Origin of the sequence: Nitrosomonas sp. (genome assembly GCF_020852615.1) — a bacterium.
In the GTDB taxonomy this organism is placed as follows: Bacteria; Pseudomonadota; Gammaproteobacteria; order Burkholderiales; family Nitrosomonadaceae; genus Nitrosomonas.
Genome location: NZ_JADZAJ010000032.1, coordinates 59852 through 73791, shown reverse-complemented (window position 1 = coordinate 73791; position 13940 = coordinate 59852). Strand labels below are relative to the sequence as shown.

At 53.0% G+C, this 13940-nt stretch carries 10 protein-coding genes; 5 read left to right on the top strand and 5 right to left on the bottom strand.

Going from position 1 to position 13940, the window contains the following annotated elements:
* Positions 1-10: 10 nt before the first annotated feature.
* Genes IT527_RS07755 through IT527_RS07745 form a run of 3 tightly spaced genes read left to right on the top strand, consistent with a single transcriptional unit; the run spans position 11 to position 2342 of the window.
* Positions 11-298, top strand: a complete 288-nt coding sequence (locus tag IT527_RS07755) for an HPr-rel-A system PqqD family peptide chaperone (protein ID WP_292967959.1) — start codon at positions 11-13, stop codon at positions 296-298.
* Positions 295-1218, top strand: a complete 924-nt coding sequence (locus IT527_RS07750) for an HprK-related kinase A (RefSeq protein WP_292967958.1) — start codon at positions 295-297, stop codon at positions 1216-1218. Before IT527_RS07755 ends, IT527_RS07750 begins: the two co-directional genes overlap by 4 nt.
* On the top strand, positions 1218-2342 hold the full coding sequence (locus IT527_RS07745) for a nucleotidyltransferase family protein (RefSeq protein ID WP_292967957.1): 1125 nt from the start codon (positions 1218-1220) through the stop codon (positions 2340-2342). Before IT527_RS07750 ends, IT527_RS07745 begins: the two co-directional genes overlap by 1 nt.
* On the opposite strand, the gene mgtE is transcribed toward IT527_RS07745, so the two are convergent.
* The 5 genes from mgtE to IT527_RS07720 all read right to left on the bottom strand — a co-directional run bounded on the left by mgtE (position 2328) and on the right by IT527_RS07720 (position 8304).
* A complete protein-coding gene (gene mgtE, locus IT527_RS07740) occupies positions 2328-3758 on the bottom strand; it encodes a magnesium transporter (protein ID WP_292967956.1) in 1431 nt (476 codons plus the stop codon). The genes IT527_RS07745 and mgtE overlap by 15 nt on opposite strands.
* Before the next feature lie 177 nt (positions 3759-3935).
* Entirely contained in the window at positions 3936-4670 is a 735-nt protein-coding gene (mtgA, locus tag IT527_RS07735) for a monofunctional biosynthetic peptidoglycan transglycosylase (protein WP_292967955.1), read from the bottom strand.
* On the bottom strand, positions 4667-5500 hold the full coding sequence (gene aroE, locus IT527_RS07730) for a shikimate dehydrogenase (protein WP_292967954.1): 834 nt from the start codon (positions 5498-5500) through the stop codon (positions 4667-4669). Before aroE ends, mtgA begins: the two co-directional genes overlap by 4 nt.
* 26 nt (positions 5501-5526) lie before the next feature.
* Entirely contained in the window at positions 5527-6441 is a 915-nt protein-coding gene (locus IT527_RS07725; protein ID WP_292967953.1) for a TonB family protein, read from the bottom strand.
* 3 nt (positions 6442-6444) lie between these two features.
* Positions 6445-8304, bottom strand: a complete 1860-nt coding sequence (locus IT527_RS07720; RefSeq protein WP_292967952.1) for an RNB domain-containing ribonuclease — start codon at positions 8302-8304, stop codon at positions 6445-6447.
* 348 nt (positions 8305-8652) lie between these two features.
* On the opposite strand from IT527_RS07720, the gene gltX reads away from it, so the two are divergent.
* Positions 8653-10044, top strand: coding sequence for a glutamate--tRNA ligase (gene gltX / locus IT527_RS07715; protein WP_292967951.1), 1392 nt, complete (start codon positions 8653-8655; stop codon positions 10042-10044).
* 54 nt (positions 10045-10098) lie between these two features.
* Positions 10099-13812, top strand: coding sequence for a methionine synthase (gene metH, locus IT527_RS07710; RefSeq protein ID WP_292967950.1), 3714 nt, complete (start codon positions 10099-10101; stop codon positions 13810-13812).
* Positions 13813-13940 lie beyond the last annotated feature (128 nt).

The following is a 13940-nucleotide window of genomic DNA, read 5'->3' as shown; positions in this document are numbered from 1 at the left end:
GCCGGCCTGAATGGATCACTGGCAAGTACACGGCTTTTCATCACTCCGCATAGAAAACTGGGATGGTGAATTTACTGTCTTCCAGCCGGAATCCGGCAAAACCCATTTCCTGAATGAAATGGGATTGCAGGTTCTTATAATGCTGGGCCAGTCTCCTGTTACCCTTGAGGGATTGTGCCAAAAATTGTCGGAATATTTTACATTGTTGCCTGATACGCAATTTCCCGAACAAATCGCCCGGACCTTGCAGCGTTTTGAAGCACTGGGCCTGATTGTGAGAGTAAAAGAAAGCGCGTGAGGGCTGGACAACTGTCGCGGGATGCATTCCGTGTACTGCTTACCGGGTCGGGGTTGCGTGTAAAAACAGGGCCGTTCAACCTGTCCATTCGCACCCGGCTGCCCCAGCTTATTGATCAGCTTTACCGGATGTATGCCCATTATTCGCTGATGGGAGAGGCTGAGATTGCCGAGTTCCACGTCAGGGTAATATCAAGGTGTTCGATCAGGCGACCGTTTGCCCGGCTGATTCAGTTTGAGGTTGATGGCCGCTCTCCATTTCCACCTGTTCCTGCAGAGCAGGCGCTGGCAACGCTGGAGTGGGGTATCAATCTGGCCATCGCCATGCGTATCAATCACCTTCTGCTGTTTCATTCTGCTGCCGTGGAACGCAATGGCCATGTGCTGTTGCTGCCAGCCTGGCCCGGCAGTGGTAAGACAACCTTGTGCACGGCACTGATTCACCGCGGCTACCGGCTGTTTTCCGATGAGTTCGGGTTGATGGATCCGCAGTCTGGTGCGTTTTTTCCACTGCCCCGGCTGATGCCACTCAAGAACCGGTCCATAGAAGTCATTCGCGATTATCTGCCGGAAGCTGTGCTGGGGCCGGAAATACCTGGTACGCTGAAAGGTACGGTTGCCCATGTGCGCCCGCCGCAGGAGAGTATCAGGCGTACCGATGAGACAGCACAATCCCGCTGGATTGTTTTTCCAAAATGGTCAACTGGTGCAGCGTTGCAACTGGAGCCGCTACCGCGATCCGAGGCATTTCTGTTACTTGCCAGCAATGCATTTAACTATGAGCTGCTGGGAGAAACCGCGTTTAATGCGGTCACGCATCTGGTTCGGAATTGTGAATGCCGCAAACTGGTGTATTCCGATTTTGACAGTGTGCTGGCAGCACTGGATGCGCTGACTGATATGCCGGCTGATATGAACTGATGATTGAATTTAAGACAGGTCTCCGGGCGGAGCATCACCGGCTGCTGCTGGAAGCGATCATTCAGCCTGCTTCCCTGATCGGATACGATAATCGGCAATGGGAATTACTGCTGCGGCTGGCAAGACGGGCGCAGCTATCCGGCTATCTGGCAGCCAGACTGGAAAGAGAAGGATTGCTGGACAATATCCCGATACGTGCCGCCAATCTGTTGCGTTCCGGTCTGATCCAGGCGAGAAAACAGCAGCAATCAGTACGTTGGGAGCTGAACCGGGTGCGCTGGGCGCTGGATGATTCTGATATGCCCGTCATTGTGCTCAAGGGAATGGCCTATCTGCTGCAGGATCTGCCGAATGCGGCAGGGCGCATGTTTGCTGATCTCGATTTGCTGGTGTCAAAGGAAAATCTGCGCCGGGTTGAAGCTGCCCTGCTGAAGAAAGGCTGGCAGCATCACGCGCTGACTGATTACGATGAGCGTTACTATCGTGAGTGGAGCCATGAAATTCCCGCGCTGGTACATCCTGAACGCAGTATTGAAGTGGATGTTCACCATACGCTTTCTTCTCCACTGGGCAAACTGAAAATTGACCCGCAGTCATTCCGGGAAGCGGCAATTGAAGTGAAAGAGGCCGGGTGCTATGTATTAAGCCCGGAAGACATGGTGCTGCACTGTGCCGTCAATCTGTTCCAGAACAATGAGCTGGCCGATGATCTGCGTCATCTGGTGGATTTCAGCGAGCTGTTACTGTTTTTCAGCAACCGGCAGCCACTTTTCCGGCAGAAACTGATCGGGCGCGCCAATCAGCTTGGGCTGGGAAAGCCGTTGTTTTATGGTTTGTATTTCAGTCGCCTGCTGCTGCGATCTGCTATTCCGGATGGCCTGGAAAAGCAGCTTGACCGGCGGCCTGGCCGAATTGCGCAATGTGTCATGCATTACTGTGTACCGCTGGCATTGCTGCCGCAACATCCTGATTATCCTGCCAGAAGAGCAAAATATGCGCGCATGTGGCTTTACTGGCGCAGCCACTGGCTGCGAATGCCGCTATACCGTTTGCTACCGCATCTTGCCTATAAATTCTATCTGTCGGTATTGCCTGCCAGAACTGAAATTTCAAAGCAGAAATAACGTGGCCAGACCCAGGAAAATAAAAAAACCGCCGCTGTCAGTGACAGCCGTGATCATGACGCTGGAGCCAAGAGCGGGATCGCGCCCGAGTTTTATGCGAATCAGCGGGATAAGCACGCCAACCGTTGCTGCCAGCAGCAGATTCAGCAGCATGGCCAGAGAAATGACCAGACCCAGCTGGACATCATGGTAGAGGGTGTAAGTGAATATCCCGACCACACTTCCCCATACGATACCGTTGACGATACCGACACCGATTTCCTTGCTGATCAGTTTGAGCGTGCTGTCCTGATTCACCTGTCCCAGCGCGATGGCGCGGACGATCATGGTGATGGTCTGATTGCCCGAATTCCCGCCAACACCTGCCACAATCGGCATCAGCGCCGCGAGTGCTACCAGTTTCTCGATTGAATCCTCAAACAATCCAATGACACGGGAAGCAATAAACGCCGTGACCAGATTGATCGCCAGCCAGGCCCAGCGGTTGCGTACACTTTTCCAGATGGGGGCAAACAGATCTTCTTCTTCACTCAGCCCGGCCTGGTTGCGCGCTTCGAGATCAGCTCTTTCGCGGATGAAATCAATGGCTGCATTGACAGTTACCCGGCCCAGCAATTTTCCTTCCTGAGAGACAACCGGAGCCGTGACCAGATCATAGCGTTCAAATGCATGAGTGGCCTCTTCCGCTTTATCATCCGGCAAAAATTTGACGGTGTCGTGCGCCATAACTTCTGCCACTGAAGATTCAGGGTCACTCACCAGTAACTGATTCAACAGCAATGCACCCTGCAGCTGCTCATCACGGCCAACCACGAACAGCTGATCGGTGTGATCCGGTAATTCACCCAGCCGGCGCAAATAGCGCAGCACTACCTCGATGCGCACATCGCTGCGCACGGTAATCACATCAAAATCCATTAACGCGCCGACTGCATCCTCGGAATAGGACATGGCAGCGCGCAGTTGTTCACGTTCTTCCGTCGGCAATGCCCGAAAGACATCTTCCATGACTTCAGATGGCAAATCCGGTGCCAGGTCGGCAATTTCATCTGCATCGAGCTGTTCTGCCGCCGCAACCAGCTCCCTGCTGTCCATGTCCTCGATCAGTGTCTGGCGAACCGCGTCGGAGACTTCAAGCAGCACCTCACCATCCTGCTCGGCCTTGACCATCCCCCAGATAATCAGGCGATCTTCAAGCGGGAGGGATTCAAGGAGATGGGCGATATCTGCCGGATGAAGTCTGTCCAGCGCCTGTCGCAAATTGGCCAGATTCTGCTTTTGTATGATTGATTCGATCAGCTCCGGCTCCGGGGAATCCTGCAGGCGGACAAATCCTTCGACCAGCTTGTATTTTTGCAGCAGGGAAATTACTTTCTGCTGTTTCTCTTCCGGATTTTCGCGGTTTTCTTCAGTCATGGCAGGTTTGCTGTTCAGGTTACTGGGCGTTATAAAAAAGCAAGGCAATTATATCCGCTGATATCCATTACCATTACCCGGAAACTGGTGTGGAGAATACCAGTTAGTGCAAGCGTGGAAAGGGAAGATTACAAAAAAATCTTTCCGGGAGAATGAACCGGGTTATTTTCAGCAAGGTTAGGGAATTTTTGCTGTCGGCAGGCGTGACAGAATAATTTCGGATTTTCTGAGCAGTTTAGGCAGTTTGCGGTGGCTGTCATAAAAACGTGGATTCGGAATGATGGAGGCCAGCCAGGCGGCCTGTGCAGGGGTGAGTGATGATGCAGGTATTCCAAAATAATGGCGGGCGGCAGCCTCGATGCCGAAGATACCATCACCCCATTCGATGATGTTCAGGTAGATTTCCAGAATACGCCGTTTGGTCAGTATTGCTTCCAGCATCAGGGTGATAAGGGTTTCCTGGAACTTGCGCAACACAGTTTTCTCTGTGGATAAAAACAGATTCTTGGCAAGCTGCTGGCTGATGGTTGATCCGCCGGCTGCCCATTTGCGCTGTTTCAGGTTTTTTTTCCAGGCGGTTTCAATCGCCTGGTAATCAAACCCCTGGTGCTGCAGGAAACGGGCATCTTCAGCGGCAATAACAGCCCGTTTGAGATGGCCGGAGATCTGTGCGTAATCTGCCCATTGGTGCTGTAATTCTGCAGCAGGGTTTTGCCGGCGCATGGTTTCCAGCCGGTCCCGCATCAGTGCGCTGGTGGTGACAGGGTAGGTGTGCCAGTAGACGATGTGCAGCAGGAACCAGGACTGGTAAAGCAGGGCTGTCGTCAGGAGCAGTAACAGCGGACGCAGCAGCCAGGTGCTGATCAGCCTGGATTTGGATGGGGAAGATGGAGGTGTGCGTGTGAATTTCACGGGGCATGACAATGCAACTCATCCCGGAGTTGCCGGATAACAGGCTGTGTTTCAGGGTGAATGCCATGCCACAGAGAAAAAGATTCTGCCGCCTGTTCCACCAGCATACCGGCGCCATCAGCCAGATGTGTCACTCCCTGTGCTTTGGCGAATTCCAGAAATGGTGTCAGCCTGCTGCTGTAAAGCATGTCATAGGCAAGTGCTGTGCCATGCAGTAAATCTGCCGGTACAGGGGGAAGTGCATTGTGCAGGCTGGCAGAGGTGGCGTTAATGATGAGGTCAAAATGTTGCCCGGTAAAATCCTGATAATGCCCGGCAACGATATCGCCGTAGCCTGTAAACTGCTGCTGCAGTAACACGGCTTTATCCGGATTGCGGTTGGCGATAGCCAGCAGACCGGGGTGCTGTTGCAGCAATGGCAGAATGACGCCGCTGGCGGCACCCCCTGCTCCCATCAGCAGAATCTGTTTACCTTCCAGCGGAAAATTCAGATTGATCTCAATATCACGTACCAGCCCAATCCCGTCGGTATTGTCGCCGAGTATTTCTCCAGCCTCCTCAAACCGGAATGTGTTGACTGCACGCGCTGCGCTGGCACGATCTGTCAGCCGACTGGCAAGGGCGTAAGCCTCAAATTTGAACGGAACGGTGATGTTCATGCCTTTGCCGCCTTCTTTCCGGAAATCCAGAACAGTTTGTTCAAATCCGTCCAATGGTGCTGACAGGGCGATGTAGCGCATGATCCGGCCGGTCTGCTGTGCAAATCGGGTATGAATAAATGGTGATTTGCTGTGTGTGACCGGGTTGCCAATGACTGCGTAGGTATCCATGCCTGCTGATTCCGGTTATCTGAGCGTTATTCACTCAGCAGTTTGTCTGAGCGGGAAAATACCCAGGTGCGGGTAATATGCAGGATGTCGGTATCACGGCTGATATCGGGCGGGAAGGGCGCAAATCCGTTACGTGCGGCCAGCCGTACAATGTGGATGGCGGCATCGTCCAGTGCCTGTATTCCGGAAGAACGGTCAATGCCGATTGATTCCAGACTGCCATCGGAGCGCACACCCACGGTGAGCTGCAGGCTGCCGTAAAGTTTTTGTTTTCTGGCAATTTCCGGGTAATTCAGGTTACCGATACGTTCCACTTTGAGCCGCCAGTCTTCCAGGTAGCGGGCAAAGCGGTATTCGCGGGTACGGGCCCCGATATAGGTACGCTTCGGCCGTTTCTGATAGGCCTCGTGATCTTTTGCGATTTGTGCTTCAAGACGCGCAATTTCAAGGCTGCGCTGCATAAAATCATTGTAATTATCCGGTTTGGCGGCAGGTGGATTCCGGACGGGTTTATCTTTCCCCGGCTTTGCCTGGGGTGGCGGCTGGATAATTTGGGTTTTGCTTTCAGCTGCCGTCAGCAGTTTTTTGACTTCCTGTTCCAGTTGTCTGGTTTTCCGGGTGGCTTCAGCCAGATTCATGACGGGTTTCACACCAGGCAGTACCGGCAGCGGCGTTTTTGCCCGCCGGTCTTCCGCCACGTTGCCGCCACCATCAAGGTTGGCCTGGGCCAGTACTTTCGCATCTGCCGGCCTGGTTGAGGATTGACTGTTGACCAGAATGACATCCATGGATCTGGTGATCCTGGTCGTTTTCTGCTGGGGGAGACTGAGTGATACACCTGCAATGACAGCCATATGCAACAGCAGTGAGATCAACAGTGCCGGATAAATTTTGTGATCGGGTTGCATGGGGTAGCGGATAACTGCGGTGAGCTGCGTCAATCGTCAACCTTCACTTTTACCAAGAAAACTGGCGTTGAGCGAACGATCAAGCAGATTGATCTGTGAGATGCCGATCGCGACTGGCGTGCCGGGAGACAGATCCGGTAACGAGGGTACGCGGACAACCAGCGGCAGACGATCCAGTTTAACCAGATTTTCCCTGATGACGATGGCGCCGGATGTGCTGACGTTTTCCTGCAGCAGCCAGCGCAGGCACCAGTAGCGTTCCATACCGCGCTGGAAATCCGCATAGGTTGCATACGCAATTTCAAAATCACGCATAGTGATCAGCAGTGTGTCGTTTTCCCGGGTGTAGGGTGGAGGGGTGCCCGACACCAGTGCGATTAACTGGCGCTGGTTGATAAGATCGACGTATCGCCGCATGGGCGAGCTGCTCCAGGCATATTGTGATACACCCAGCCCCTGATGTGGCGCAGGGGACAGGCTCATTTTCACTTTGCCGTTTCCCTGACTGCGGTAAATCCCGGCATAACCGGCATCTGCCAGCTGCTTGCCCCATTCAGCATTGGCGAAAATCATCAGTTCTGATACGACCTTGTCAATAGGGGCACCCCGGCGACGTTCGTAAACCGAAACATGATCCTGAACTATGACGAAACTGTAATCGGTTTTTTCACTGTTGATGTCCTGATCCTTGCCACGTAATTTTTCCATTTTGCAGGCAAAATTCCAGAGCAGTTTCAGCTCATGGGCAAAAGGGTAATCTGTCCGGTTGTCTTGCAGGGTGATTTCGTTAAACTGCTGTTCGAGTGAATCAAGGCGCAGGTTGGTTGAAACTTCAATGGTCTCGATCCGGCTGAAAGTGCGGGTGACGGTGAAATCATCCGCCACCTCCAGATATAACGAGAGTACCGGCCGCTGGTGCGTTTCTCCCAGGGTGAAGTGCTGAATGACACTTTCCGGGAGCATGGTGATTTTACGGCCGGGGAGATAAACCGTGGACAGACGTCTTGCTGCCAGTTTGTCAAGCAGGGAATCTGGTGCCACTCCCAAAGCGGGCGTGGCAATGTGTATTCCAATCCGGAAACTGCCGTAGCTCAGCGGGGTAACAGAGAAGGCATCATCGATTTCAGTTGTAGTGGCATCATCGATACTGAATGCCCTGACACCGGCTTCCGGTAAATCTTCCGGAGCCATGCCGGCTAAATCGGCAGGGTATGAATCTGTGCTGATCCCTTCCGGGAAATGTTCGTGTAAAAACTGGTTGAAATGGTAATCATGTGTTGAAGGAATCGCACCGCATTGTTCCAGTAATCCGGGCACGCTCAGTCGGGTAGCCTCACATGCGGCTTCCAGCGCTTTCCATTCAACTGTATTTTTATCCGGCCGGTATAACAGGTCATCAATCAGCGGCCGGAAGGTGTCGGGCAGCTCAAATTTTGTCAGTTGCTGCACGTAGCCGGCCTGTTTCTCCTCAGCCAGTCGTTTCTTTTCACGGCTGGCCAGTGCCGCCCGCAGGATTTCCGGCGGGGCTGCCCTGAAACGGCCTGCCCCCTTTTTATGAAAATAAACCGGATTCTGGCTGAGCAGAATCGTGATGGCAGCAATTTCGACGGGATCCGGTGTGTGGCCAAAATAATCGCCAGCCAGTTCCTGTCCGGTGAATTCCCGGGTTTCTTCACAACATTCCCACAGGAAATTGACATCAATATCGGCCGCTTTTTCCTGTGCCTGCTGTATGAATCCATGCATTGGCGGATTTTCAAAACGTAACAAAACCGATGTTGCCTTGATTTTGGAACGTTTCCCGTGCGCCGATTCGATTTGCAGGGAAGCAGTATTGTCAGTCAGAACACTGCCGACTTTGAGGGCACCGGCTTCTTCGTAAAAGACATTTACCAAATCAACCTCAGCTCATCCCGGAAAAGCGTATGAAAAAACATTTTCTAATTGTTATCCGATTCAATAAATGACGAACAATGGAGCAAACAAGCGGATTATGCCTGCAGGATCAACGGCTGGGGCGGTAAAGGCTGTGCCAGTCAGCTACCCGGGGAGACAGGGAAACGCGCCGTTCATGGTAACATAATGACCCCTTATCAAAAAACAGGGGCTGCAGGCAATAGTGTTTGATTATCTGCTCTGCTCGGCTTAACCCGGAGATATTTTCACCTTGCCCGGGTGAGAAAAAACAGCTCTGGAAACAGAAATGACCGCATACAACCACACTCCAATTTTTAGTGTAATCAGATGGTAAAAACACGCTTTGCTCCCAGCCCTACCGGATATCTTCATATTGGCGGGGCACGTACTGCGCTTTTTTCCTGGGCGTTTGCCCGGAAATCAGGCGGAAAATTTGTACTGAGAATCGAGGATACCGACCTTGAACGTTCGACCCAACAATCAGTGCAGGCGATTCTTGACGGCATGGCCTGGCTGGGGCTCGATTATGATGAAGGGCCGTATTACCAGATGCAGCGGTTGCATCGCTATCACGAAGTTGCGGAACAGCTGCTTTCGCAAGGGCTTGCCTATCAGTGCTATGCCAGTAAGGAGGAGCTGGATGCGCTGCGGGAACAGCAGCGCCTGGCCGGGTTAAAACCACGTTATGACGGTCGCTGGCGTGACAGCAGGCAGACGCCGCCGGCAGGCATCAAACCGGTTGTGCGCCTGAAAACCCCACTGGAAGGGTATGTGACGTTCAATGATCTGGTAAAAGGCAAAATCAGCGTGGCTAACCACGAGCTGGATGATCTGGTATTGCTGAGGAGTGACGGTACCCCTACCTATAATTTTGGTGTGGTGCTTGATGATCTCGATATGGGAATCACACATGTCATCCGCGGGGATGATCACGTCAACAATACACCGCGCCAGATCAATATCCTTAAGGCACTGGGAGAATCCGTACCACAATATGCGCATGTGCCCATGATTCTGGGGGCGGACGGAGAACGGCTTTCCAAGCGGCACGGAGCAGTGTCGGTGATGCATTATCGGGATCAGGGTTATCTGCCGGAAGCGTTGATCAATTATCTGGCGCGGCTCGGATGGTCACACGGTGATGAGGAAATCTTTAGCCGGGAGGAGCTGGTAGAGTGGTTTGACCTGACAGCAATCAATCGCTCCCCGGCAAAATTTAACCCGGAGAAACTGACCTGGCTGAACCAGCATTATCTGAAGGTGGCTGACGATGCGCGGCTGACAGAGCTGGTGATGCCGTTCCTGCTGGAAAGAAACTATCGTCTGCCGGCAGCAGAAAGCCTGCACAGGATTGTTGGTTTACTGAAAGATCGTGTCAGTACCGTTGAGGAACTGGCTGATGCTTCAGTTTATTTTTTCCAGACGATCGAACCTTCTGAGGCATTCAGAACGCAGTATTTCACTGCTGAAATCCGTCCGGTACTGGAATATCTGATTGATCGCCTGGTACAGATTGAGTGGAAGCGGGAGAGTATCCACCATGAAATCAAACAGACAGTTTCCTCGCACAATCTGAAATTTCCCCATCTGGCGATGCCGTTGCGGGTCATGGCCACCGGCGAGACACAAACCCCGGCGATCGATGCTGTACTGGAGCTGCTGGGGAAAGAGGAAACATTGCTTCGCCTGCGTGATGGCATGACTGCGTTTCCCAAATAAAATCTCCCCCGTTTTGTTTTCACTGACTGAACAATTTCAACCTGAAGGTCTGTTATGACTATGCATGAACGTGCTGATTTGCTGAAACAGTTACTGGCCGAGCGCATCGTATTGCTCGATGGTGCCATGGGGACGATGATCCAGAGCTACAAGCTGACTGAAGCAGACTACCGGGGCGAGCGTTTTGCTGATTTCCCGCATGATCTCAGAGGTAATAACGACCTGCTCTGTCTGACCAGACCGGAGGGGATCCGCGCCATTCATCGCGCTTATCTCGAAGCCGGGTCGGATATCATCGAGACCAATACATTCAACTCGAATGCGCCTTCAATGGCTGATTACCACATGGAAGACCTGGTTTACGAGCTGAATGTGGCGGGCGCACGTCTGGCGTGTGAGGAAGCACGGGCGATAGAAGCAAAACTACCGGGAAAGCCCCGTTTTGTTGCCGGTGTGATCGGGCCTACCACCAAAACAGCTTCGATTTCACCGGATGTCAATGATCCCGGATTTCGCGCCATCACATTTGACAGTCTGGTGGAAAGCTATACCGAATCGGTGCGCGGGCTGGTTGATGGCGGTGCGGATATTTTACTGGTCGAAACCATTTTCGATACGCTGAATGCCAAGGCAGCGTTATTTGCCATTGACCAGTATTTTGAAACGCACGGATTACGTCTGCCGGTGATGATTTCAGTCACGATCACTGATGCTTCCGGGCGTAACCTTTCCGGGCAGACACCGGAAGCTTTCTGGAATTCGGTACGGCATGCGCGCCCTCTCTCGGTAGGGATCAACTGTGCGCTGGGAGCGGAACTGATGCGCCCGTATGTGGAGGAATTATCCAATGTGGCCGAGGTTTTTACCAGCGCGCACCCCAATGCTGGCCTGCCTAATCCACTGGCTGAAACCGGCTATGACGAGACACCGGAATATACTGCGCGGCTGATCAAAGATTTTGCACAGTCGGGGTTCGTCAATATTGTTGGCGGGTGTTGTGGCACCACGCCGAAGCATATCGCTGCCATTGCTGAAGCGATCCGGGAGATTCCACCGCGCAGGCTGCCTGATATTCCCAAAAAATTACGGCTTTCCGGTCTTGAGCCCCTCAATATTGATGAGCATTCCCTGTTCGTCAATGTGGGGGAGCGTACCAACGTCACCGGTTCCAAGGCATTTGCCCGGCTGATTCTCAACGGCAATTACACCGAAGGACTGGCGGTGGCGCGCAGTCAGGTGGAAAACGGTGCGCAGATTATTGATATCAACATGGATGAGGCAATGCTGGATTCGCAAAAGGCGATGGTGACCTTTCTGAATCTGGTGGCCGCTGAACCGGATATCTGCCGGTTGCCGATCATGCTCGATTCCAGCAAATGGACAGTAATTGAAGCGGGTCTGAAATGCATTCAGGGCAAGGCAATCATTAACTCGATCAGTCTCAAGGAAGGGGAAGCGGAATTTCTGCACCACGCCAGGCTGGCACGCCGTTATGGAGCCGCGGTGATTGTGATGGCTTTCGATGAGACCGGGCAGGCCGATACCTTGCAGCGCAAGGTGGGCATCTGTACACGCAGCTACCATACGCTGATTGAGCAGGCTGATTTCCCACCCGAAGATATTATCTTTGACCCCAACATTTTTGCGATTGCCACGGGTATTGAGGAGCACAGTAACTACGCGGTGGACTTCATCGAGGCTACCCGCATCATCCGGCAAACACTGCCTTACGCTAAAGTGAGCGGTGGTGTTTCCAATGTGTCTTTCTCATTTCGCGGTAATGAACCGATCCGCGAGGCGATTCATACTGCCTTCCTGTATTACGCGGTTAAAGCGGGGATGACCATGGGGATTGTCAACGCCGGCCAGCTGGGGGTGTATTCCGATATTCCCCCTGATCTGCTGGAACATGTTGAGGATGTGTTGCTGAACCGGCGGCCGGATGCGACAGAACGTCTGGTGGAGTTTGCAGAACACTTCAGGGGACAAAAAAAGGAACAGATTGAGGATCTTGCCTGGCGTGATGAACCGGTACGGCAGCGCCTGATCCATGCGCTGGTCAGGGGGATCAGTACTTACATTGTTGAAGATACCGAGATTGTCCGGCAGGAAATCATCAGTCAGGGCGGCAAGCCGATCGAGGTGATCGAAGGCCCGCTGATGGATGGCATGAATGTGGTCGGTGACCTGTTTGGTGCCGGCAAAATGTTTCTGCCGCAGGTGGTTAAATCGGCGCGCGTGATGAAGCAGGCGGTTGCCCATCTGCTGCCATACATCGAGGCAGAGAAAAAGATTTCCGGTGACAGCAAGCCCAAGGGCAAGCTGGTGATTGCCACGGTCAAGGGGGATGTGCACGATATTGGTAAAAACATCGTTTCCGTTGTGTTGCAGTGCAATAATTTTGAAGTCATCAATATGGGCGTGATGGTGCCCAGTGCCCAGATCCTGGAAATGGCGCGTCGTGAACAGGCTGACATGATTGGTCTGTCCGGCCTGATTACCCCTTCGCTGGAAGAAATGGCGCATGTGGCGAAAGAAATGGAACGTGAGAAGTTCACCATTCCTCTGCTGATTGGTGGCGCAACCACTTCGCGTGTGCATACATCAGTCAAAATTGCTCCGCATTACAGCGGGGTGACTGTCTGGGTGCCGGATGCCAGCCGGGCTGTTGGAGTGTGCAGCAATCTGATGTCACAGGATCAGCGTGACAGTTATATTGAGCAGGTTAAGGCCGAGCAGGAAAAGAACCGGGCACAGCATAAAAATAAAAAAGGGCCATCCAAATTGCTTACATTTGAGGAAGCCCGGGCCAACGCGTTCAAAACCGACTGGAGCCGTTACACGCCACCAGCTCCGGATTTTCTGGGGCTGCGCACACTGAACAGCTATCCGCTGGAAACGCTGGTTCCGTACATCGACTGGACACCGTTCTTCCAGGCGTGGGAACTGCACGGGCGTTACCCCGCTATTCTGCAGGATGAGGTTGTCGGCGAAGCGGCGAGCAATCTGTTTCGTGATGCCCAGACCATGCTCAAGAAGATCGTCGAGCAGAAATGGCTCTCAGCCAATGCCGTCATCGGTCTGTTTCCGGCCAATACCGTCAATGGCGATGACATCGAGATTTATGCCGATCGCAGTCGCGGCAAAGTGGTTATGACCTGGCATTCCCTGCGGCAGCAGACAGCCAAGCCGGCAGGGCGTCCCAATCTGGCCCTGGCCGATTTCATCGCTCCGCGTGAAACCGGGATAGATGACACCATCGGTTTGTTCGCAGTCAGCTCCGGTTTCGGTATTGATGAGCGGGTGCGCGCCTTCGAGGCGGCAAATGATGATTACAGTGCAATCATCCTGAAAGCACTGGCTGACCGTCTGGCTGAAGCATTCGCAGAGCACATGCATGCACGGGTGCGGCGGGAATTCTGGGGGTACGTAAAAGACGAGAGCCTTGGCAATGAACAGCTGATCGACGAGCAATATGTGGGAATTCGCCCGGCACCGGGTTATCCCGCCTGCCCTGACCATACCGAAAAAGGACCGCTGTTTGCTCTGCTGGAAGCAGAAAAACGCAGTGGAATCATTGTAACGGAAGCTTTTGCCATGGTGCCAACCGCAGCGGTTTCCGGTTTTTATCTTTCCCACCCCGAATCTGATTATTTTGCAGTCGGGAAAATCGGTAAAGATCAGGTCGAGGATTACGCAAGGCGCAAAGGCTGGACCCTGGAGGAGGCAGAACGCTGGCTGGCCCCTATTCTGGCCTATGAGCGCTGATCTATAAGCGTTGATCATTGTTTTTGTCAACCGGCTGGCCAGCAGTTTCTCTGGCAGGATATTGCTGAACATCCATCTGTTTTATAACGGATTTATTTGACAGCCGATTTTGTCTTGCCGACAGGATG